Source organism: Lentzea fradiae (assembly GCF_900100955.1).
In the GTDB taxonomy this organism is placed as follows: Bacteria; Actinomycetota; Actinomycetes; order Mycobacteriales; family Pseudonocardiaceae; genus Lentzea; species Lentzea fradiae.
In genome coordinates this window covers 1-18,372 of the sequence record NZ_FNCC01000033.1, presented here as the reverse complement: position 1 = coordinate 18,372, position 18,372 = coordinate 1, and the positions used below count along the sequence as shown (strand labels likewise).

Here is an 18,372-nt window from a genome sequence, read left to right as displayed (position 1 = left end):
AGCGTGGCGTCGTTCTCGCCGACCCCGCCGGTGAACACGAGCAGGTCGACGCCGCCGAGCGAGGCGGCCATCGCGCTGATCGCCTGGCGGAGCCGGTGGGTGTAGATCTCCAGTGCCAGCACCGCGTCGTGGTGTCCGCTCTCGGCTGCCGCGCGCACCTCGCGCATGTCGCCGGTTCCCGTCAGGCCGGTGAGGCCGGAGTGGTGTTCGAGGCCGTCTTCGAGCTCCTCGACGGAGAGGCCGGCTTTGAGCAGCCAGACCAGCAGGCCGGGGTCGACGTCGCCGCTGCGGGAGGCCATCACGAGCCCGGCCAGCGGGGTGAAGCCCATCGTGGTGTCGACGGACCGGCCGTCGCGCACGGCCGCGAGCGACGCGCCCGCGCCGAGATGGCAGCTGACGACTCGTGCGTCCGGCATTCCCGCCAGCTCGGTCGCGCGGCGGGACGCGTAGGAGTGGGAGAGGCCGTGGAAGCCGTACCGCTTCACGTTCCACCGCTGGCGCCATTCGGCGGGAAGTGCGTAGGTGGTCGCGAAGTCCGGCATGGTCGCGTGGAAGGCCGTGTCGAAGCACGCGACTTGGGCGATGTCGGGGAGCACGGCCGTCACGGCGTCGATGCCCGCCAGTGCGCGGGGCTGGTGCAGCGGTGCCAGGTCGGTCAGCTCTTCCAGTGCTGCCCGCACTTGGCCGTCGATGCGTTGTGCTTCAACGAAGTCTGGCCCTCCGTGCACGACGCGGTGACCAACGGCGTCGATCCGCGGTGCGGTGGCGAGGAACTGTTCGAGCGGTTCGGTTTCGCCGTGCCAGCGTTCGGCGTGGTGCTCGGCGAGGACCGTGTCGTCCTCGCCGAGCACCGACAGCTTCAGGCTCGACGAGCCCGCGTTCACGACCAAGGTGTTCATTGCCAGGTCCAGTCCCGGACCTCGGGCAGGTCCTCGCCGTGTTCGCGGATCCAGGCGTGGTGGCGGGTGCGCTGGTCCTGCATGAGCTGCCGCAGCCTGGCGGCTTTCGGGCCGAGCCCGGGGACGCGGTCGATCACGTCTATGACGAGGCGGTAGCGGTCGAGGTCGTTGAGCACGAGCATGTCGAACGGGGTCGTGGTGGTGCCTTCCTCCTTGTAGCCGCGGACGTGGAGGTTGTGGTGGTTGGTGCGGCGGTAGGTGAGGCGGTGGATGAGCCACGGGTAGCCGTGGTAGGCGAAGATCACCGGCTTGTCGGTGGTGAACAGCGCGTCGAACTCGCGGTCGGGCATGCCGTGCGGGTGCTCGGTGTCGGGTTGCAGCCGCATCAGGTCCACGACGTTGACGACCCGCACCCGCAACGACGGCAGGTGCTCGCGCAGCAGGGTCGTCGCGGCCAGGACCTCGACCGTGGGCGCGTCGCCCGCGCAGGCCAGCACGACGTCCGGTTCGTCCTCGTCGTTGCTGGCCCACTCCCAGATCCCGGCGCCGCGGGCGCAGTGCAGCTCGGCCTCCTCGGCCGAAAGCCAGTCGGGGGTCTCGTTCTTGCCCGCGACGATGACGTTGACGTAGTCCTTGCTGCGCAGGCAATGGTCGGCGACGGAGAGCAGGGTGTTGGTGTCCGGCGGCAGGTAGACGCGGACGACCTCGGCCTTCTTGTTCATGACGTGGTCGATGAAGCCGGGGTCCTGGTGCGAGAAACCGTTGTGGTCCTGGCGCCAGACGTGGGAGCTGAGCAGGTAGTTCAGCGACGCCACGGGGCGGCGCCACTCCAGCTTGCGGTGGGTCTTGAGCCACTTGGCGTGCTGGTTGAACATGGAGTCGACGATGTGGATGAACGCCTCGTAGCAGTTGAACAGGCCGTGCCTGCCGGTGAGCAGGTACCCCTCCAGCATGCCTTGGCACAGGTGCTCGGACAGCACCTCGACCACCCGGCCGTCGGGCACCAGGTGCTCGTCCACCGGCAGCGTCTCCGCCTGCCACTGCTTCCCGGTGACCTCGTAGACCGCGTCCAGCCGGTTGGACGCGGTCTCGTCCGGCCCGAAGACGCGGAAGTCCCGCTCCTTCTCGTTGAGCGTGACGACGTCGCGCAGGAACCGGCCGAGGACGCGCGTCGGCTCCGACTGGGTGCTGCCGTGCTTGACGACCTCGACCGCGTGCTCGCGGATCGACGGCATCTTCAGCTCCCGCAGCACCAGGCCGCCGTTGGCGTGCGGGCTCGCGCCCATCCGCCGGGTGCCCTCCGGCACGAGCGCGGCCAGCTCCGGCCGTGGCACGCCGTCCGCGTCGAACAGCTCCTCCGGCCGGTAGCCGCGCAGCCACGACTCCAGCATCGCCAGGTGCCCGGGGTTGTCCCGGACGCCCGCCAGCGGCACCTGGTGCGACCGCCAGGTGTCCTCGACCGGCAGCCCGTCCACTTCGGACGGCCCGGTCCAGCCCTTCGGGCTGCGCAGCACGATCATCGGCCGCCCGCCCCGCGCGATCAGGTCGAGGACCTCGTCGAGCACCTCCGCCATGCGGGCGTGCATCGCCTCCGGCTCGTGGCCCTCGACGTGGAACGGCTGGTAGCCGTAGCCGCGGAACAGCGAGTCGAGCTCGTCGCGCGGGATGCGCGACAACAGGCTCGGGTTCGCGATCTTGTACCCGTTGAGGTGCAGGATCGGCAGCACCGCGCCGTCGGTCTCCGGGTTGAGGAACTTGTTCGCGTGCCAGCTGGCGGCGAGCGGCCCCGTCTCGGCCTCGCCGTCACCGACCACGCACGCCACGACCAGCCCGGGGTTGTCGAACGCCGCGCCGAACGCGTGCGCGAGCGAGTAGCCCAGCTCGCCACCCTCGTGGATCGAGCCCGGCACCTCCGGCGCGACGTGGCTGGGCACCCCGCCGGGGAAGGAGAACTGGCGGAACAGCGTGCGCATGCCCTCGGCGTCACGCGGCACGCCGGGGTAGGTCTCGCTGTAGGTGCCCTCCAGCCACGTGTTCGCGAGCAGCGCGGGCCCGCCGTGGCCAGGGCCGGTCACGAACATCATGTCCAGGTCGCGCTCCCGGATCACGCGGTTGAGGTGGGCGTACAGGAAGTTCAGACCGGGCGTGGTGCCCCAGTGGCCCAGCAGACGCGGCTTGATGTGCTCGGGCGCCAGCGGCTCGGTCAGCAGAGGGTTGTCCATCAGGTAGATCTGGCCCGCCGACAGGTAGTTGGCGGCCCGCCAGTACGCGTCGACCAGCGACAGGTCGGCGTGGGACATGACGCACTCCTCAGCTCGGTGTGCTTCCAACAGTGGCGGCTGAACTGATTCAGGACCAGGGACCCAGGTCCCATCGAACCGGGCTCTTTCGGATCTGTCGACTCGAGATCATTTGGGGCGAGAGTGCGGGTATCACTTCGATGGAGGATCTGATGAACAACGCTGGTGCAACGGTGATCGGCAACGTCGTGGTCGAGCTCGCCGACAAGGTTCCCGCCGCGGCGAGGCAATATGCACACGACAAGATCGCGCCGCTTGCGCGGTATGCGCCCGAACCCACCGAGTTCGCCCACGTCCGGCTCATGGCGGACGGCCCGCGCGCCATCGCCGTGCACGTGAACCTCGACGTCAACGGCACGCCGGTGGTCGCAAGGACCGAGGCGCCGACGTTCGAGGAGGCCGTCGACCACGCTCACGACCAGCTGCAGAACCAGCTGGTGAAGATGCGCGACTGATCACGGGCCACGATGCCGGTCCAGCAACCGGAGCCGGGTGGTGTGCAACCTCTCCACCATGGAGGCGAGCAGCACCAGGGACAACCGGTAGCCGAGTGCCGGGTCGTCGTCGGCGAGCTCACGGACGGCAGCGGTGTCGATCGCCACCGCTCGGGTGGGCGACACCACCGAGCCGCCGAAGTGCCAGCGGTGCGGCGGGACGAGCCACGACAGGCCGACGAGCTCACCAGGGCCGATGCCCTGCAGCGCGACCCGGCCTCCCGCGGGGTCGGCTGCGTCGAGCACGACGCAGCCGGACAGCACGACCCAGCAGCGGTCGGCCGGTGCTCCTTCGTCGAACAACCGGGTGCCGGACCTGTAGGTCTCGATCCGGCTGACGCCGGCGATCGCCGCTCTCTCGGTGTGGGAGAGGCATGCGAAGAGCGGAAGGGCGTCAAGGTCCGCCACAGGTGTGGTCATCGTCTGTCACCGCCTTTGTCGGGTCGTTTCGCGGACGCGAGGGGCTGGTCCCCCGCCTGAGCCGGGGACCAGCACGTTCATCGCCGAAGCCGCCGCGGCGAGCAGAGGACCAAGGCACAGCCGACGGCGACGCTGAACAAGCCTCCGAAGGCGAGCCACGCGACGGCGGCACCCGTCTCCGCCAGGACGGGCAGGTCGCCCTCAGGCGTGGGAACCACCTCCCCGCCGCTGGGCGGGACGGCGTCCGGATCGGGCTGTTCCGGACCGGGCTTGATGACCACCCAGCGCGTGTAGGACCCGTTCTCCCCGGCGCTGACCTGGAAGTCCAGAGGTCCTTCCAGCTGCCAGGGGCCGACCAGGCCGAAGTCGTAGAGGCCGGCCGGCACGTCGTAGAAGGTGAAGCGGCCCGCCGCGGTGGTGATGTCACGAGCGGCGATCGTTCCGGTGAGCCGATTGCGCAGGTACACCTTCACGTTCGGCACCGGCGTGCCCGGTGGCAGCCCCAGTGCCGCCAGCCGGCTCTTCAGCAGCAGGCCGGTCACCATCGGCGCCACCCCACCCGGGACGCTCACCAGCGCCTCGAGACGGAGGTCGTTCACCCTCGGCGGCGCTCCCACCAAACAGGTGAGCCGCACGTAACCCCAGGACACCGCCACGTCGCTGACGGGCAGCGTCACGTCGTACTGACGGGTCACCCCCACCGGGAGGGTGACGCCAGGATCGCGCAGCTCTCCGACATCGGCTTCGACCGTTCCGTACCCGAAGTCCATCTCGCACGCGGCGGTGAGATCGGTCAGCGGGACGGGACCGGTGTTCTCGAGAGTCAGGACCGCGCGGGCGGTCGAGCCGAGCGGGTAGGACTTCTCGGCGAAGGCCAAGGTCGCGGTGAGGTTTCCCGACACCTGGGGCATCGCCCGGAAGACACCGGCGGGGTGGTCCGGCTCGTTCAGGACGAACGAGTCGGCGAGCAGGACCCAGCCGGGATAGGAGGAGAAGGTGAGGTAGTACGACCCGAAGGGCAGATCGGTGAGCTCGAACCGGCCGGACTCGTCGGCGCGCGCGTAGCGCACGGTTCCCGGGACGCCGCCCGACAAGGTCACGTCGACCCCGGGCAGTCCCTCGCCGGGGTCGATGACGTGGTCCGCGTCGCGGTCCCCGTACACCGTTCCGCGGTAGGAGCCGTACCGGATCTCCAAGGGCACCGTCGCGGAAACCGAGTTGTCGTCCGGGTTGGCGTCGGGCTCTCCTTCGGTAGTCCACACCGTCACCGCGAGGTGCACAGTGCTGAAGTCCTCCTGCACGGTTCCCGTGGCCGAGGCTTCGGCGGTCTGCCCAGGATCGATGGTGACGCCGCCGGAGCCCGGGTCCAGCGGCCGCCACTCCAGCGGCCAGACGTTGCCGGTCGAGCTCACCATCACCTGGTGAGCACTCGCGGTGCCGACGTTCGTCACGCTGGCGTGGGCCGTGATCGGTTCGTGCACCGGGTACACCGACTTCTCGAACCAGACCCGCAGGCGCAGGTCCACGGCCTCCTGTGCTTGAGGTGCGGGCGAAGGAACAGGCTCGGTCGTCGTGGGTTCGGAGGACGTCGGAGCCGGGGGAGTGGCCGTGCTCGGCACGGGCACGTCCGGCGTCGTCGTCTCAGCCGGGGCCGACACGGTGGGTGTGGTGGTCGGGGGTTGGTCGTCGGCCAGCACCGGTCCGGCGGACACGCCGAGGCACAGCATCACGGCCAGCGAGACTGCTGTAGCTGACCGGGCTGGAAGTGGTAATCGCATCGGAGTCTCCTCACACCGTCGAATACGGTTCGTCACGTTCGAGCGAGGGCGTCACCTCGGCCCTCGGGACCGCCTTGGGGCGCTTCTCGGTCAGTTCCTCCGCGAGGTGCTCCTGCCGCTCTTCACCCCGATAGCGGCCAAGAACTCCCATCGTGATCGCGTGGGCCGCCGCCAGCAGGAGCAGCACGACACCCAGCTTGGTCACCAGTTTCTGCAGCTCTCCGTCGACCGGCAGGTCCAGCGGGGAGATCAGGGCGACAAGTCCGAGCACGATCAACGTGAACAACGTGGTCGTCAGCCAGCTCGCCGCCAGACCGATGCCGGGGTGGTTGTCGTCGCGCAAGTACTTGCGTCCGCTGATCGTGATGACGGCCGCGTCGATCAGGACCAGCAGCGCTGCGAAGACCAGGAAAGTGATGTAGCTGTCGGTGTCCATGCCTTCAGGGTCGAACCGGGATGTGTGTACGCACAGAGAACATGGGCCCCGATGAGGCGGGACGTCGCGCCCTGTAGGGGATCTGGCTGCCCCGCTGCAATTGACCCATGACAGTGGCGACGACCGGCCTCTCCTCGGCAGAGGCGGCCAGGCGATTGCGAGACGACGGACCGAACGCTCTGCCGATGGCCAAGCGACGGCATCCGTTGCTGCTCTTGGCCGGGCAGATGGTGCACTTCTTCGCGTTGATGCTGTGGGCGGCGGCTGTGCTGGCCCTGGTCGCGGGCATGCCCGCGCTGGCCGTGGCCATCGTCGTCGTGGTCGTGCTCAACGGGGTGTTCGCGTTCGCCCAGGAGTACCGGGCCGACCAGGCGGCGCAGCGGTTGCAGGACTTGATGCCCGTGCGTGCCACGGTGCGGAGGGACGGCCACCTCCTGCAGGTCGACGCCTCGGAACTGGTCGTCGGTGACGAGCTGGTGCTGGAGGCGGGCGCACGGGTCTGCGCCGACGGTGAGGTGCTGACGGCCGCTGGCCTCGCGGTGGACGAGTCGATGCTGACCGGGGAGAGCGTTCCGACTAGACCCGTTATGGGACAACAGGTGTACGCGGGGACATACGTCGCGGAAGGAGAGGCGACCGCGCTGGTGACTGCGACCGGAGGGCACACGAGGCTCGCCGGCATCGCCGCGCTGACGCAAGAGGCGAAGCCACCGCCCAGTCCGCTGGCCGCTCAGCTGCACAAGGTCGTGGTCGTGGTCGCGGTGATGGCCGTGGCGGTCGGCACGGTGTTCTTCGGCGTCTCGGTCCTGCTCGGCCTTCCTGTGGCCGAGGGCTTCCTGTTCGCCATCGGTGTCACGGTCGCGCTCGTGCCGGAAGGGCTGCTGCCCACCGTCACGTTGTCCCTGGCCCGCGCGGCGCAGAGCATGGCGGCCAGGAAGGCTTTGGTGCGCAGGCTCGACGCCGTTGAGACGCTGGGTGCGACGACGTTCATCTGCACAGACAAGACCGGAACGCTGACTCGCAACGAGATGTCCGTTGTGGGGGTGTGGACACCGCAGGGTGAAGTGGTCGTGCACGGCAACGGCTACGAGCCGACCGGCACCGTCGACGGACCGCCCGAGGCAGTCGAAAGCGTCCGGGCACTGGCCTCGACCGCCAAGCGGTGTTCTCCGGCAGCCCACGCCCGTCTTGACGAAGGCAGGTGGCTTCCGGTGGGCGATCCGATGGAGGTCGCCCTGCACGTTCTCGCCGCACGTCTGGACGTGGACGGACCTTCCGCGGATGCGGTCCGGTTCCCGTTCGACCCGAGGCGCCGCCGATCGTCCGTGGTGGACTCCGACGGAGTGCACGTCACGGGGGCTCCGGACTCGGTCCTGCCTCTGTGCGGTGCTGTGCCCGGGGCGCACGAGGCCCTGGCCTCATTGGCCGAGCGCGGTTTGCGGGTGCTGGCCGTCGCCCGGCGGCCCGCGCGGACAGGGGACGAGGAGTCGTGGGAGGGAGCGGAACGGGATCTGAACCTGCTCGGCCTGGTGGGACTGCAGGACCCGCCGCGGGATGATGTGGCTGATGCCATCGCGTCGTGCCGCTCGGTGGGAATCCGCATCGCCATGATCACCGGTGACCACCCGGCCACGGCGCGGGCCATCGCCGGGCAGGTCGGACTGCTGGGACCGGGCGCCCTGGTGATCGAAGGCAAGGACCTGCCCGCTGACCAGGGCGAACTCGGGTCGTTGCTGGACCGCGACGGCGTTGTGGTCGCCCGCGTGACACCGGAGGACAAGCTCCGGATCGCGACCGCCCTGCAGCGCAAGGGACACGTCGTCGCGATGACCGGCGACGGGGTCAACGACGGGCCGGCGCTGCGAGCAGCCGACATCGGCATCGCGATGGGCGCCTCCGGTACGGATGTGGCTCGTGAGGCGGCCGACCTCGTCCTGCTCGACGACCACTTCAGCACCATTGTCGCCGCGGTCGAACTGGGACGCGCCACGTTCGCGAACATCCGCCGCTTCCTGACCTACCACCTGACGGACAACGTCGCCGAGCTCACTCCGTTCGTGGTCTGGGCGTTGTCCGGCGGCACGATCCCACTGGCGATCAGTGTGCTGCAGGTGTTGGCCCTGGACATCGGCACCGACCTGCTTCCCGCCCTTGCCCTCGGCGCCGAGCCGCCCAACAAACGCACCATGAAAGGACGTCTGCGCACCGGGACGTTGATCAACGGCGCGCTTGTGCGTCGTGCGTTCGGAGTGCTCGGCCCCGCGGAGGCGATGATGTCGATGCTGGCCTTCCTCGTGGTGCTGTTCGCCGGGGGCTGGCGTTTCGGTGAGACACCGGACATGGCGCTGCTCGCCACCGCGTCGGGCACCGCCTTCGCCGCGATCGTGCTCGGGCAGTTGGCGAACGCCTATGCGTGCCGCAGCGCGACCCGGTCTGTCCGGCGGGTCGGCCTGCGAGGCAACAAGTTGTTGTTGTGGGCTGTCGCGTTCGAACTCGCTGTGCTGGCGATCTTCTTGTTCGTGCCGCCACTGCCTGATCTGCTCGGAGGACATGCGCCGTCGGCGCTCGGGTGGACACTCGCGTTGGCGACGGTGCCCGTCGTCCTCGGCGTGGACGCTGCCATGAAGGCGTTCCTGGTACGCAGGATTCGTTTGGCAGGGTGAAGCGGACGGTTCGGTCCTCGCCCTGAATGCCGTACGCGTCTGTGCCGAAGGTCCGAACCGCCCGCTGGTTGAGGGCTCGACGACCACCGATCAGCGCGAGCGAAGCACCTTGCGCAGGCGGTCGAACTCCTCGGTGTCGATCTCACCCTTCGCCAGGCGCTCCTCGAGGACGTGCAGTGCGGTGCCGCCGTGCCGGCGGAGCAGGACCGTGACCAGAACGAGGATCCCGCTCCAGAAGACGATCATGCTCAGGGTCATCAGCACGTAGCCGCCCCAGCCCATGGGGGTGCCGTAGTACATCATCGCGCGCTCCTCTCACTCGGTGTGCTGCGTGACGCCGTCGATGTCGTCGGCGGCCGCGTCGAACAGCTGGTGTGCGAGGTCGGCGAGTGCCCGCGATGCCGCGAGCTCGTCGCCGATCTCCGGGACGTCGCGGTCGGCGGGGTTGAGGCGGGCCAGGCCGTGCCCGACGAGGTGAGTCCTGTCGCCGGTGTGCAGCCGCGCCTCCGCCCTGGTCTTCGACTCGTGCTCGTCGATGTGGATCTCGACGGACCACTTCTTCGCGGTGCTCATGGAAACCTCCTCCAGGGTCTCCAGCGTGATCCGGCACGCGCGGTACGCGCAGAGGCCAAGGGCCCTCACCGGCCGTGCCCCTCCGCTCTGTCGGGCGAGCCGCCCGCGGCGGCATCGTCGAACCATGCGCTGGAGTGCCGCCGAAGCGGCGGAGATCGTGGAAGCAGCCAGGAAGGCGCCCGTTCACAGCGCGGGCAAGCCCTGGGTGCTGGAGCTGCACAACCGGTCGGTCTACCTCTACGAGGTCGCGGGCAGGTCGCCGCACGACCCGCTGGGGCTCGACCGGCTGCTGACCTGCGGGGCGGCACTGGAGCACATCGTGCTCGCGATCCGAGCCACCGGGTGGCACACCAAGGTCGTGTTCCCGTCCGACCACGCCAACCCGGACCTGATCGCGATCGTCCAAGCCGATCGGCGGCAACCGCCCGTCAACCAGGAACTGGACCAGCACAGGGCGATCCGGCTGCCCGGCGGCGACTTGGACGGCGACGCCCGCGACCTGGTGTCCGCCAACCACTGGGCCGGCACCGAACTGCGCCCGGTGGACGACCACACGGTGGTCGTGCTGACTGTCGGTGACGGACGTCCGGACCACGTCCGGGGAGGCGCCGCGCTGCAGGCGGCAGTGCTCGCCGCACGGGTCGCCGGTGTGCGGGTCAGACCGGTGGTCCACCTGATGCACCGGCAGGTGTGGCGTGCGGGCTTGATCGAACGTCACGGGCTCGCCGGCTTCCCACAGGCGCTCCTGGTGGTCGGTGCGAAGGACCCGGAGAGCGTGGGACCAACGGCCGCGTCCGCGGACATGGCTCGTTCCTAGCGTCGAAGGAAGAAAGGAGGAGCGCCATGCGTGCTCGCGACATCATGTCCAGTCCCGCCATCACGGTGACTCCGCAGGTGCCCGTCCGCGGCGCCGCGGCGTTGCTCGTGTCGCACGGGTTCACCGCGCTGCCGGTGGTGGACGACGAGAAGAGGCTCGTCGGGATCGTGACTGAGGCCGACCTGCTCCGCAACGGGTGGGTCGAGGAGTCCGGGGCCAGGACCGTGGGTGAGGTGATGACCTCTCCCGCCGAGTCGATGGACGCGGGGGCACAAGGGAGCCTGATCGCCCGGGTCCTGGTGGACGACCGGATTCGATGCCTGCCCGTCGTCGACGGCGCCGAGGTCATCGGTGTGGTGACCAGGCGAGACCTCGTGCGCGTGCTGGCGCGCACGGACACGACCGTGCAGGCCGAGGCGCAGCGCGTTCTCGACGTCTACGGCGGCGGTCGCAAGTGGAGGGTCGTCGTCCAGGACGGTGAAGCCGTCGTGGAGGCGGAGAACGTCGACGAGGAGACCGAACGCGTGCTGACCGCGCTCACCGGCTCCGTGCCCGGTGTGCTGCGCGTCCGCGTGCTGACTGGAGGAGAACGATGAAGGGACCCAACGCCCCGGTCGTGGTCGGGGTCGACGGCTCGCCGTCGGCACTGGCGGCGGTGAAGTGGGCCGCCGAGGACTGCGATCGCCGCCACCTGCCGCTCCGCTTGGTGCACGGGTACGGCCTGCTGGTGCTGACCTACCCGGGAGTCGTCCTGGACGGCGAGGAGATGCGACAGGCCGTGGAGGACCAGGCACACGAGTGGCTGGCGGAAGCGGTGAGCGCCGCTCGCGCGGTGGCGCCGAACGTCGAGGTGAGCACCTCCGTCGTCGACGAGAACGGGCGGCACGTGCTCATCGCCGAGTCGCGGGACGCCCGGCTGATGGTGCTGGGGTCCGAGGGACTCGGCAACGTCACGGGTCTGCTGCTCGGCTCGACCGCGCTGGCCGTTGCCTACCACGGCGAGTGTCCGCTCGTCGTCGTCCGCGGCACGTCTGTGCCCGGTGGTCCGGTGGTGGTGGGTGTGGACGGTTCTTCGACGAGAGAGGCTGCCCTGGCGTTCGCGTTCGACGCCGCGTCAACGCGCGGCTGCGGGCTGACCGCGGTCATGTGCTGGCAGGACTTCATGGTGGAGGGTCACCGGCTCACCATCGACTGGGGCCAGGTCGAGCGCGAACAGAACCGCCTTCTCGCGCAACGGCTGGCCGGGTGGCAGGAGAAGTACCCGGACGTGGACGTGCATCGCGTGGTGATGCGGGACCGGCCCGTGCGCGCCCTGATGCGGTTCGGCGCCGAGGCACAGCTGGTGGTCGTGGGCAGCCACGGGCACGGCGGTTTCGCCGGCATGCTGCTGGGTTCGACCAGCCAGGCGCTCGTCTACAACTCCCCGTGTCCGCTGGCGATTGTCCGGCCTTCTGAGTGACGGCCGTACGGTTTGTGGATGGAATGCCGGTAGAACTGGACAATAAAGTGACAGTTCTGCCCTCATATTCCGTCCAAAGTGCCGTCCAGGGTGTAGTTACCCGCTCGTCTTCCTGGTGACAGCTTGCCGTTGCCCCTGGTCATCGCTGGGTGGATGCACTTCTTTGGTTCAATCCGATTGTCCGCGAGGGCGTGTGGCATCGATTTGGTGCAAGGATCACCCGATCGAGTACCTTTCGGCCTTCAACCTCGCGAATCGTTGGAGCGTCCAGACTTCATGCGCATCACCCGTTTCATCGTCGAGAACTTCCGAAACCTCGCTCACGTCGACCTGGAGCTGTGCTCCGGCACGGTGATCGTGGGCGAGAACCGAGCAGGCAAGAGCAACCTGCTCCACGCCCTGCGCCTGATCCTCGACGGTCGGCTGTCCTATGCGGACCGCCAGCTCGGTGCGGAGGACTTCCACGACGGCCTTTCCAACGGCGAGCCCGACTGGGACCCGATGGCCGAGGGCCACGTCATCCAGGCGTCGATCGAGGTCGAGGACTTCATGGGCAACGCGGGGCTCATCGCCGCCCTCAGCGATGCGCTGGTCGCCGAGGACCCGCCGAGGGCGCGGCTGACCTACCGTTTCGCGCCGGTCGACGGCACCGGCGACGACCGCCCGCGCTACAAGGGCGCCGTGTACGGCGGTGCAGGGGATGGCCAGCCGATCAGCTCAGAGAAGCTGGCAAGCCTGCACCTCGTCTTCCTGCACGCGCTGCGTGACGTCGAGGCCGACATCCGCAACTGGCGGAGGTCTCCACTGCGAAACCTGCTCGTGACGGCCGCCGCGGCGGCGGGGGAGAGCGACGGCTTGGACGACGTCAAAGCCGCCATGAAGGAGGCCAACGACAAGCTCAACGGCCTCGCCGTCATCAAGGAGCTCGGCGAGAACATCGGCGGACGCCTGGTCGACATGGTCGGGCAGGGCCAAGCCGTCGAGACCAGGCTCGCGGCCGCCCCGGATGAGCCCGCTCGACTCATCCGGGCGATGAAGCTGTTCGTGGACGGTGACGCGAACCGTCCGCTCGGCAGCGCCAGCCTCGGCACCCTGAACGTGATCTACCTGGCGTTGCAGGAACTGGGCCTGGACGCGCGGATGGTCGACGACCCGGACATCGCTCACGTCGTCACGGCCATCGAGGAACCGGAGGCACACCTGCACCCACACCTGCAGAGGCTGGTCTTCCGCAGGTTGCTGCGCGAGCGCGACGGATCCCACACGGCACTGGTGACGACGCAATCGCCCCACATCGCCAGCGTCACCGACCCGCGCTGCCTGGTCGTCCTGCGCAACGTCGGAGGCACGACCACCGCATCCCAGGCACGCAAGGCCGACCTGGAACCGACAGAGTGGGAGGACATCGCCCGCTACCTCGACGCCACCCGCGCGGAGATCGTCTTCGCCAGGAAGGTGCTGCTCGTCGAGGGATACGCGGAGCAGGTACTCGTGCCGGCGTTCGCGAGGTCGCTCGGCATCGACCTCGACAAGGAAGGCATCACGGTGTGTGCCGTGCACGGCACACACTTCTCGACCTATGTGCGGTTCTGCGAAGCGCTCGGACTTCCGTGGGCTGTGATCACCGACGGCGATGTCGACAGCAAGGGACGCTCGGCCGGCGAGGCACGCGCCGCCAAGCTGCTCGACGTCCTCGGCCTCACCGGCTCGCCTGAAGACCACGGCATCTTCGTAGGCGACACCACCCTGGAGTACGACCTCGTCACCACCCGGCCGCAGAACGTCGAGCCGGTCTTCTCGGTCATGAAAGAACTGTGCGCGGCGCCGTCGGCCGCGGTGGTGGACGCCTGGAAGGGAGCCGTGCCGGACCAGGAAGAGTTCATGCGGATCGTCGGCAACGCCGGTGGCAAGGGCCGTTATGCCCAGCGCCTCTCGGTGCGCGACATCGCTCCGTCAGATCACGTCGAGAAGGCCCTCCGTCACCTGGTGGCGCGGTGAGCAGACTGTCCGAGTCGATCGACGACCTGAAGCAGAACGAACGACAGTGGGAGGCGTTCACGACCGAGGGCCATTGTGTCGTGCTCGCCCCGCCCGGTAGTGGTAAGACGAAGCTGCTGGCCACCAGGATGGCCCACGACCTCGCGACCAAGATCCGGCGGCCACAGGGCGCTGCGTGCATCACCTTGACCAACGCGGCTGCGGACCAGTTGCGCCGGCGGGTGGGGCTGCTGGGCGTCGAAGATCGTCCCAGCCTGTTCATCGGCACGGTGCACAGCTTCCTGCTGGGCAAGGTCCTGGCTCCGTTCGCGTACGCGATCGGGCGTCCCGAACTGGCGTCGATCACGATCGTCAGCGAGGAAGAAGGCGACAAGCTCCTCAGCCAGGCGGTGGCCGAGGCGATCCCATGGGGTGACACCACCAACGTCGCGAGCACGATCAGTTTCAACCGCAGGCGCCTGGCGAGCGTCGAGGAATGGGCGAAGTCCGGGGAAGGGGTGCGCGAGGCGGCACGGCTCTATGAGGCCAAGCTTCAGGAGCGCGGACTGCACGACTTCGACGGTGTGGTCGCGACCGCGGTGGAACTGGTGGAAGACCACCTCCTCGTGCGGCAGGTGTTGACCGCGCAGTACCCGCATCTGTACGTCGACGAGTACCAGGACCTGTCTCCCGGTCTGGATCGCGTGGTCAAGGCGCTGTGCTTCGACTACTTCAACGGCGCGGAGCTCTTCGCCGTCGGCGACCCGGACCAAGCCCTGTTCGGCTTCACCGGAACCCGGCCCGAGTTGCTCACCGAACTCGCCGACCGGCCCGATGTGACCTCTGTCGAGCTGACCCGCAACTACCGGTCGCGTGACGAGATCCTCAAGGTGGCGAACCGGATGAGGGATGGCAGGTCACCGATGGTCGGGCACCAGCCAGGCGGGCGGGTCTCCGTCCTCAAATGTCCGGAAGGGCGGCCGGGCCAGTACGCGCGCGTTGCCGCAGCCGTGAGGCAGGCGAACGCCGACGGGGTGCCGTTGCACGAGATCGCTGTGCTCTGTCCTACCGGCCCGATGTGTCAGGAAGCCGTGTCCTCATTGCGGCAGAACGGAATCCCGGCGTTCTACCGGAACAAGAAGCCGAGTACTACCCGAACTCGGTCACCACGTTCGTCGAAGCCGCCGCGACGTGGGCGGCTGTAGGACGGGAGACGAGTGGCTTCCGGCTCGGCGACCTGCTGCGTCGCTGGCGCTACCTGCTCGGTCCGTTGTGGACCCATCAACGGGACCGCTCGCTGGTGACCCTGCTGGTCGAGTGGGGTGATCGGCGAGACGACCAGGCTGTGACCTTCTACGAGGAGCTGCTGGCGACTGGTCTCGCCGAGGCGCTCGACCGGGTGGCGCTGGCGGGTGAAGTGTCGGAGTCGACGCGGATGGAGATGCTGATGCGACGGTGGTCGCTCTCCGTCGAAGACTTCGCGAGACGCACCCTGAGCCAGGACCGGGTGGAGGTGATCACCACGACGTCCAGCAAGGGCCTGGAGTTCGACGTCGTTCTCCTCGTCGGTGCGGACGACAACCTGATGCCGAGCTACCTGTGCAAGACGACCGAGGCGTTCGACGAGGACCGGCGCAAGTTCTACGTGTCGATCACCCGAGCCCGCACCGACCTCCAGATCTTCTACTCGGGCTTCGCGACCGCCAGGTCCGGTAGAAGCTGGGAGGTCGGCGTGAGCCGCTACGTGCGTGAGGTGGGCTTGGCCTGAACCGCCCGCGCAGCGGCGTGCGGCGGAATGACGACCACCGGGCATTCGGCGTGCCGCAGGCACTTCGTAGCCACGCTGCCCAGCACGGCTCCCGCGAGTGCGCCGTGACCGCGCGTGCCGAGCACCAGCAGGTCGGCGTGCCGCGACGCTTCGACCAGGTGGTCGGCCGCGTCTCCGACCACCACGACCTCCGCGACGTCGGAAGCGTCGTGCATCGCCGCACGTGCCAGCACGACGTTGGCGTGCAGCTCGCGCGCGGGGTGCCTCTGGGGCCTCTCGCCGTACGGGTGCAGCGCCATCGAGGTGGCCGGCACGAACACAGGTTCGTGGTGGTAGGCCAGCACCGCCTCCACTCGGGCGCCGCGGCGCGCCGCCTCGTGCAGTGCCCACCGCAGTGCGGCGTTCGCTCCCGTGGATCCGTCCACTCCCACCACGATCACAGGTTGCCTCATCGCCCGTTCCTCTCTCTCACTTCGAGCGTGCTGCGACGGCGTTCTCCGCGTCAGGGACGAACGTCACGAGACTGCGGAGTCCATTCGCCCTGCTGAACGGAACGCCCGAGGGCGAACGCTGGTGGCGTTCCGGATCGGGAGGACGTCATGAAGGCGAAAGCAGGGGACTGGCTGGTCGTCGAAGGGCCGGTGATCGACCACGGTGGCCGGCGCGGGCTCATCGTCGAGGTCCGACACGAGGACGGGACGCCGCCGTACGTGGTCCGGTGGCTCGACTCGGAGCACGAGGCGCTGGTGTTCCCCGGACCGGACGCACACGTCGTCACGGCCGAGGACGCACGGGCGCACGCGGGCTGAGCCGGTGGACACCGCGACTGCGCTGACACACCTGGCCACGGCTCTCGCGATCGGCCTGCTGCTCGGTGTGGAGCGCGAGCACGCCACCGCCGACGACCCCGTGCGGCCGGCCGGATCGCGGACCTTCCCGCTGATCGCATTGGCCGGCGCGGTGAGCGCCGCGATCTCACCGATTGCCGTGGGCGTGGCGCTCGCGGCCGTCGCCGCCCTGGTCGTCACGTGGTACCTGCGCACCTCGGAACCCGGTGCGACGACCGAGGTCGCGGCAATTGTGACTTTTCTGCTGGGTGCACTCGCCTGGGAACGGCCCGAGCTCGCGGTACCGGCCGGGGTGGTGGCGGCCGCGCTGCTGGCGGCGAAGCGCCCGTTGCACCGGTTCGCCCGCAAGGTGGTGAGCGACCAAGACGTCCGCGATGCGATGGCATTGTTCGTCGTCGCGTTCGTGGTGCTGCCGTTGCTGCCTGACAGGCCCCTCGGGCCGTACGGGGTGCTGAACCCGACACGGGTGTGGTGGTTGGTGATCGCGGTGACGGTGATCGGATGGGCCGGTTACGTGGCCGCGCGGGCGTTCGGTCAGCGCTGGGGACTGCTCGTGACCGGGTTCGCCGGCGGGTTCGTCTCCGGCTCGGCGACCACGGCGGTGATGGCCCGCAAGCACCGGGTCGTCGGGGACGCGGCGTTGCCCGGCACGGTAGCGGTGAACCTGGCCACCCTTGTGCAGATCGTCGCGGTCACCGCGGTGGCGAGCCCGCCGGTAGCGCTCCGCTTGCTCCCCGCGATCGGCGCCGGTGCCGTGGCGCTGCTGGTCGAGGTCGCGTGGCTCGTGTGGCGCAGCGAGCGAGCGGATACCGACGAGGCCGCGGTCAACAGGCCCATGTCGGTCAAAGCCGCTCTGAGCCTCGCCGCGGTCCTCGTGCTGTTCCTGGTGGTGACCCGGGCGGCGGCCGAATGGCTGGGCGGCGGAGGAGTGGTGGCCGCCGGTGCGCTCGGTGGCCTCGCGGACGCACATGCCGCCGCCATCGCAGCGGCTTCTCTCGCGCCGCAGTTCATTTCCGTCCAGACGGCGGTCTTGGCCTGCGGTGCCGGACTCGCGACGAACACCCTCGTGAAGCTGGTGCTGGCCGGCGTGGCGGGCGGACCGCGGTTCGCGGTCAAGCTCGGCGCGTGGCTCACGCCTGCGGTGGCCGCGGTGACGCTCGGTATGGCTTGGTGCTAGGACCAAAGTCCTGACGGCGGGAGGACCCCGGCCACTCACCGGCGGCCACGCGGACCGGGAGGCTCAGAGGTATGAGCGAACAGGTTTCCCGGCCCGTGGTGGTCGGCGTGGACGGATCGGCCGCCGCGCGGGCGGCGTTGGAATGGGCCGTGGAGGACGCTCGGCGGCGCGGATGTCGCGTTGACGCGGTGTCCGCCTGGCACCCCGACTACGGGATCATCATCGGGCCCACCCCCGCCGAGGTCGTCACGGGACTGTTGCCGCAGGAGATGCGCGCGGCAGCGCGGACCAGGCTGGACGAGGCCCTGCAGGGCGTCGGGGGTGACGTCGAGATCCGTCCGGTCCTCGTCGAGGGCGACCCGAGGACCGCGCTGGTGGAGGCGTCGAAGAACGCCGAGCTCCTCGTCGTCGGTAACCGCGGCCACGGAGTGCTCGTCGAGGCGGTCCTCGGGTCGGTCAGCAGCCACTGCGTGCACAACGCCTCCTGCCCGGTCGTGGTGATCCGCGCCCCGAAGCCGGAAACCGGTGAACAGCAGGTTCCGCAGACCAGCGCCGCACCACTGACGCCTGGACCGCTGCTATGACGACCTCCGCGCTTCTCGCCGACGGCACGGTCGTGCAGGTCCGCGAACTCGGCCCCGAGGACGTTGAGGCGCTGCTCGACCTGCACAGGTCACTGCCGGTCGAGGACCGCTACCTGAGGTTCTTCAGCACCTCGCCCCGGCAGCTCGAAGACTTCGTCGAGCGGATGGTGTCGCCGGAC

Annotated in this window: 20 protein-coding genes; 12 read left to right on the top strand and 8 right to left on the bottom strand. The window is 69.2% G+C overall.

From position 1 onward, the window contains the following. Both BLT23_RS39310 and BLT23_RS39305 read right to left on the bottom strand, forming a co-directional pair. Window positions 1-899, bottom strand: an 899-nt coding sequence (locus BLT23_RS39310; protein ID WP_090060442.1) for an acetate/propionate family kinase, incomplete at its 3' end; no start/stop codon positions are given. Beyond that, window positions 896-3,199 (bottom strand): phosphoketolase family protein, encoded by a 2,304-nt coding sequence (locus tag BLT23_RS39305; protein WP_090060440.1) that lies wholly within the window; start codon window positions 3,197-3,199, stop codon window positions 896-898. The genes BLT23_RS39305 and BLT23_RS39310, both read right to left, overlap by 4 nt. A gap of 152 nt (window positions 3,200-3,351) precedes the next feature. On the opposite strand from BLT23_RS39305, the gene BLT23_RS39300 reads away from it, so the two are divergent. Next, complete coding sequence (locus BLT23_RS39300) at window positions 3,352-3,654, top strand: HPF/RaiA family ribosome-associated protein (RefSeq protein WP_176947162.1); 303 nt, start codon at window positions 3,352-3,354, stop codon at window positions 3,652-3,654. On the opposite strand, the gene BLT23_RS39295 is transcribed toward BLT23_RS39300, so the two are convergent. The 3 genes from BLT23_RS39295 to BLT23_RS39285 form a co-directional block, all read right to left on the bottom strand. After that, window positions 3,655-4,113 carry a Crp/Fnr family transcriptional regulator gene (locus tag BLT23_RS39295; RefSeq protein WP_090060436.1) on the bottom strand — a complete coding sequence of 153 codons (459 nt, stop codon included), beginning with the start codon at window positions 4,111-4,113 and terminating at the stop codon, window positions 3,655-3,657. A 77-nt stretch (window positions 4,114-4,190) separates the two neighbouring features. Next, window positions 4,191-5,891: a carboxypeptidase-like regulatory domain-containing protein gene (locus tag BLT23_RS39290; protein WP_143036215.1), complete on the bottom strand. Its 1,701-nt coding sequence runs from the start codon at window positions 5,889-5,891 to the stop codon at window positions 4,191-4,193. A gap of 10 nt (window positions 5,892-5,901) precedes the next feature. Then, a complete protein-coding gene (locus tag BLT23_RS39285) occupies window positions 5,902-6,327 on the bottom strand; it encodes a hypothetical protein (RefSeq protein WP_090060432.1) in 426 nt (141 codons plus the stop codon). Window positions 6,328-6,434: 107 nt separating this feature from the next. Between BLT23_RS39285 and BLT23_RS39280 the strand changes: the two genes are divergently transcribed. After that, on the top strand, window positions 6,435-8,990 hold the full coding sequence (locus BLT23_RS39280) for a cation-translocating P-type ATPase (RefSeq protein WP_090060429.1): 2,556 nt from the start codon (window positions 6,435-6,437) through the stop codon (window positions 8,988-8,990). A 90-nt stretch (window positions 8,991-9,080) separates the two neighbouring features. Here BLT23_RS39280 and BLT23_RS39275 read toward each other — a convergent pair whose 3' ends face one another. Next, window positions 9,081-9,293: an SHOCT domain-containing protein gene (locus tag BLT23_RS39275; RefSeq protein ID WP_090060427.1), complete on the bottom strand. Its 213-nt coding sequence runs from the start codon at window positions 9,291-9,293 to the stop codon at window positions 9,081-9,083. Window positions 9,294-9,305: 12 nt separating this feature from the next. Further along, the gene (locus BLT23_RS39270; RefSeq protein ID WP_090060424.1) at window positions 9,306-9,563 is read right to left on the bottom strand and encodes a DUF1876 domain-containing protein; all 258 of its coding nucleotides are present in this window, start codon (window positions 9,561-9,563) and stop codon (window positions 9,306-9,308) included. Window positions 9,564-9,687: 124 nt separating this feature from the next. Between BLT23_RS39270 and BLT23_RS39265 the strand changes: the two genes are divergently transcribed. From BLT23_RS39265 to BLT23_RS41230, 6 genes are all read left to right on the top strand, one after another. After that, entirely contained in the window at window positions 9,688-10,380 is a 693-nt protein-coding gene (locus tag BLT23_RS39265) for a hypothetical protein (protein ID WP_090060422.1), read from the top strand. 26 nt (window positions 10,381-10,406) lie between these two features. After that, on the top strand, window positions 10,407-10,976 hold the full coding sequence (locus BLT23_RS39260; protein WP_090060420.1) for a CBS domain-containing protein: 570 nt from the start codon (window positions 10,407-10,409) through the stop codon (window positions 10,974-10,976). Further along, window positions 10,973-11,839 (top strand): universal stress protein, encoded by an 867-nt coding sequence (locus BLT23_RS39255; protein ID WP_090060419.1) that lies wholly within the window; start codon window positions 10,973-10,975, stop codon window positions 11,837-11,839. The genes BLT23_RS39260 and BLT23_RS39255 overlap by 4 nt, the downstream gene beginning before the upstream one ends. 276 nt (window positions 11,840-12,115) lie before the next feature. Continuing rightward, a complete protein-coding gene (locus BLT23_RS39250; protein WP_090060418.1) occupies window positions 12,116-13,837 on the top strand; it encodes an ATP-dependent nuclease in 1,722 nt (573 codons plus the stop codon). Further along, window positions 13,834-15,021: a UvrD-helicase domain-containing protein gene (locus BLT23_RS39245; protein WP_090060417.1), complete on the top strand. Its 1,188-nt coding sequence runs from the start codon at window positions 13,834-13,836 to the stop codon at window positions 15,019-15,021. The genes BLT23_RS39250 and BLT23_RS39245 overlap by 4 nt, the downstream gene beginning before the upstream one ends. 95 nt (window positions 15,022-15,116) lie before the next feature. After that, window positions 15,117-15,584 (top strand): 3'-5' exonuclease, encoded by a 468-nt coding sequence (locus BLT23_RS41230; protein ID WP_176947160.1) that lies wholly within the window; start codon window positions 15,117-15,119, stop codon window positions 15,582-15,584. Here BLT23_RS41230 and BLT23_RS39235 read toward each other — a convergent pair. Continuing rightward, window positions 15,557-16,036 carry a universal stress protein gene (locus BLT23_RS39235; protein WP_090060411.1) on the bottom strand — a complete coding sequence of 160 codons (480 nt, stop codon included), beginning with the start codon at window positions 16,034-16,036 and terminating at the stop codon, window positions 15,557-15,559. The two genes, BLT23_RS41230 and BLT23_RS39235, sit on opposite strands and share 28 nt — an antisense overlap. A gap of 147 nt (window positions 16,037-16,183) precedes the next feature. Here BLT23_RS39235 and BLT23_RS39230 point away from each other — a divergent pair, with 147 nt between their 5' ends. The 4 genes from BLT23_RS39230 to BLT23_RS39215 all read left to right on the top strand — a co-directional run. Next, window positions 16,184-16,393, top strand: a complete 210-nt coding sequence (locus tag BLT23_RS39230; RefSeq protein WP_090060408.1) for a DUF1918 domain-containing protein — start codon at window positions 16,184-16,186, stop codon at window positions 16,391-16,393. A gap of 4 nt (window positions 16,394-16,397) precedes the next feature. Next, window positions 16,398-17,609, top strand: a complete 1,212-nt coding sequence (locus BLT23_RS39225) for an MgtC/SapB family protein (RefSeq protein WP_090060405.1) — start codon at window positions 16,398-16,400, stop codon at window positions 17,607-17,609. 71 nt (window positions 17,610-17,680) lie between these two features. Next, the gene (locus tag BLT23_RS39220; protein WP_090060403.1) at window positions 17,681-18,193 is read left to right on the top strand and encodes a universal stress protein; all 513 of its coding nucleotides are present in this window, start codon (window positions 17,681-17,683) and stop codon (window positions 18,191-18,193) included. Beyond that, window positions 18,190-18,372 (top strand): hypothetical protein (locus BLT23_RS39215; protein WP_143036214.1); only part of this gene is annotated, 183 nt, incomplete at its 3' end. The genes BLT23_RS39220 and BLT23_RS39215, both read left to right, overlap by 4 nt.

Bases quoted from the DNA above. Each gene is read 5' to 3' on its own strand.
- BLT23_RS39305 (WP_090060440.1), bottom strand. From the start codon at position 3,199: ATGTCCCACGCCGACCTGTCGCTGGTCGACGCGTACTGGCGGGCCGCC.
- BLT23_RS39300 (WP_176947162.1), top strand. From the start codon at position 3,352: ATGAACAACGCTGGTGCAACGGTGATCGGCAACGTCGTGGTCGAGCTC.
- BLT23_RS39295 (WP_090060436.1), bottom strand. From the start codon at position 4,113: ATGACCACACCTGTGGCGGACCTTGACGCCCTTCCGCTCTTCGCATGC.
- BLT23_RS39290 (WP_143036215.1), bottom strand. From the start codon at position 5,891: ATGCGATTACCACTTCCAGCCCGGTCAGCTACAGCAGTCTCGCTGGCC.
- BLT23_RS39285 (WP_090060432.1), bottom strand. From the start codon at position 6,327: ATGGACACCGACAGCTACATCACTTTCCTGGTCTTCGCAGCGCTGCTG.
- BLT23_RS39280 (WP_090060429.1), top strand. From the start codon at position 6,435: ATGACAGTGGCGACGACCGGCCTCTCCTCGGCAGAGGCGGCCAGGCGA.
- BLT23_RS39275 (WP_090060427.1), bottom strand. From the start codon at position 9,293: ATGATGTACTACGGCACCCCCATGGGCTGGGGCGGCTACGTGCTGATG.
- BLT23_RS39270 (WP_090060424.1), bottom strand. From the start codon at position 9,563: ATGAGCACCGCGAAGAAGTGGTCCGTCGAGATCCACATCGACGAGCAC.
- BLT23_RS39265 (WP_090060422.1), top strand. From the start codon at position 9,688: ATGCGCTGGAGTGCCGCCGAAGCGGCGGAGATCGTGGAAGCAGCCAGG.
- BLT23_RS39260 (WP_090060420.1), top strand. From the start codon at position 10,407: ATGCGTGCTCGCGACATCATGTCCAGTCCCGCCATCACGGTGACTCCG.
- BLT23_RS39255 (WP_090060419.1), top strand. From the start codon at position 10,973: ATGAAGGGACCCAACGCCCCGGTCGTGGTCGGGGTCGACGGCTCGCCG.
- BLT23_RS39250 (WP_090060418.1), top strand. From the start codon at position 12,116: ATGCGCATCACCCGTTTCATCGTCGAGAACTTCCGAAACCTCGCTCAC.
- BLT23_RS39235 (WP_090060411.1), bottom strand. From the start codon at position 16,036: ATGAGGCAACCTGTGATCGTGGTGGGAGTGGACGGATCCACGGGAGCG.
- BLT23_RS39230 (WP_090060408.1), top strand. From the start codon at position 16,184: ATGAAGGCGAAAGCAGGGGACTGGCTGGTCGTCGAAGGGCCGGTGATC.
- BLT23_RS39220 (WP_090060403.1), top strand. From the start codon at position 17,681: ATGAGCGAACAGGTTTCCCGGCCCGTGGTGGTCGGCGTGGACGGATCG.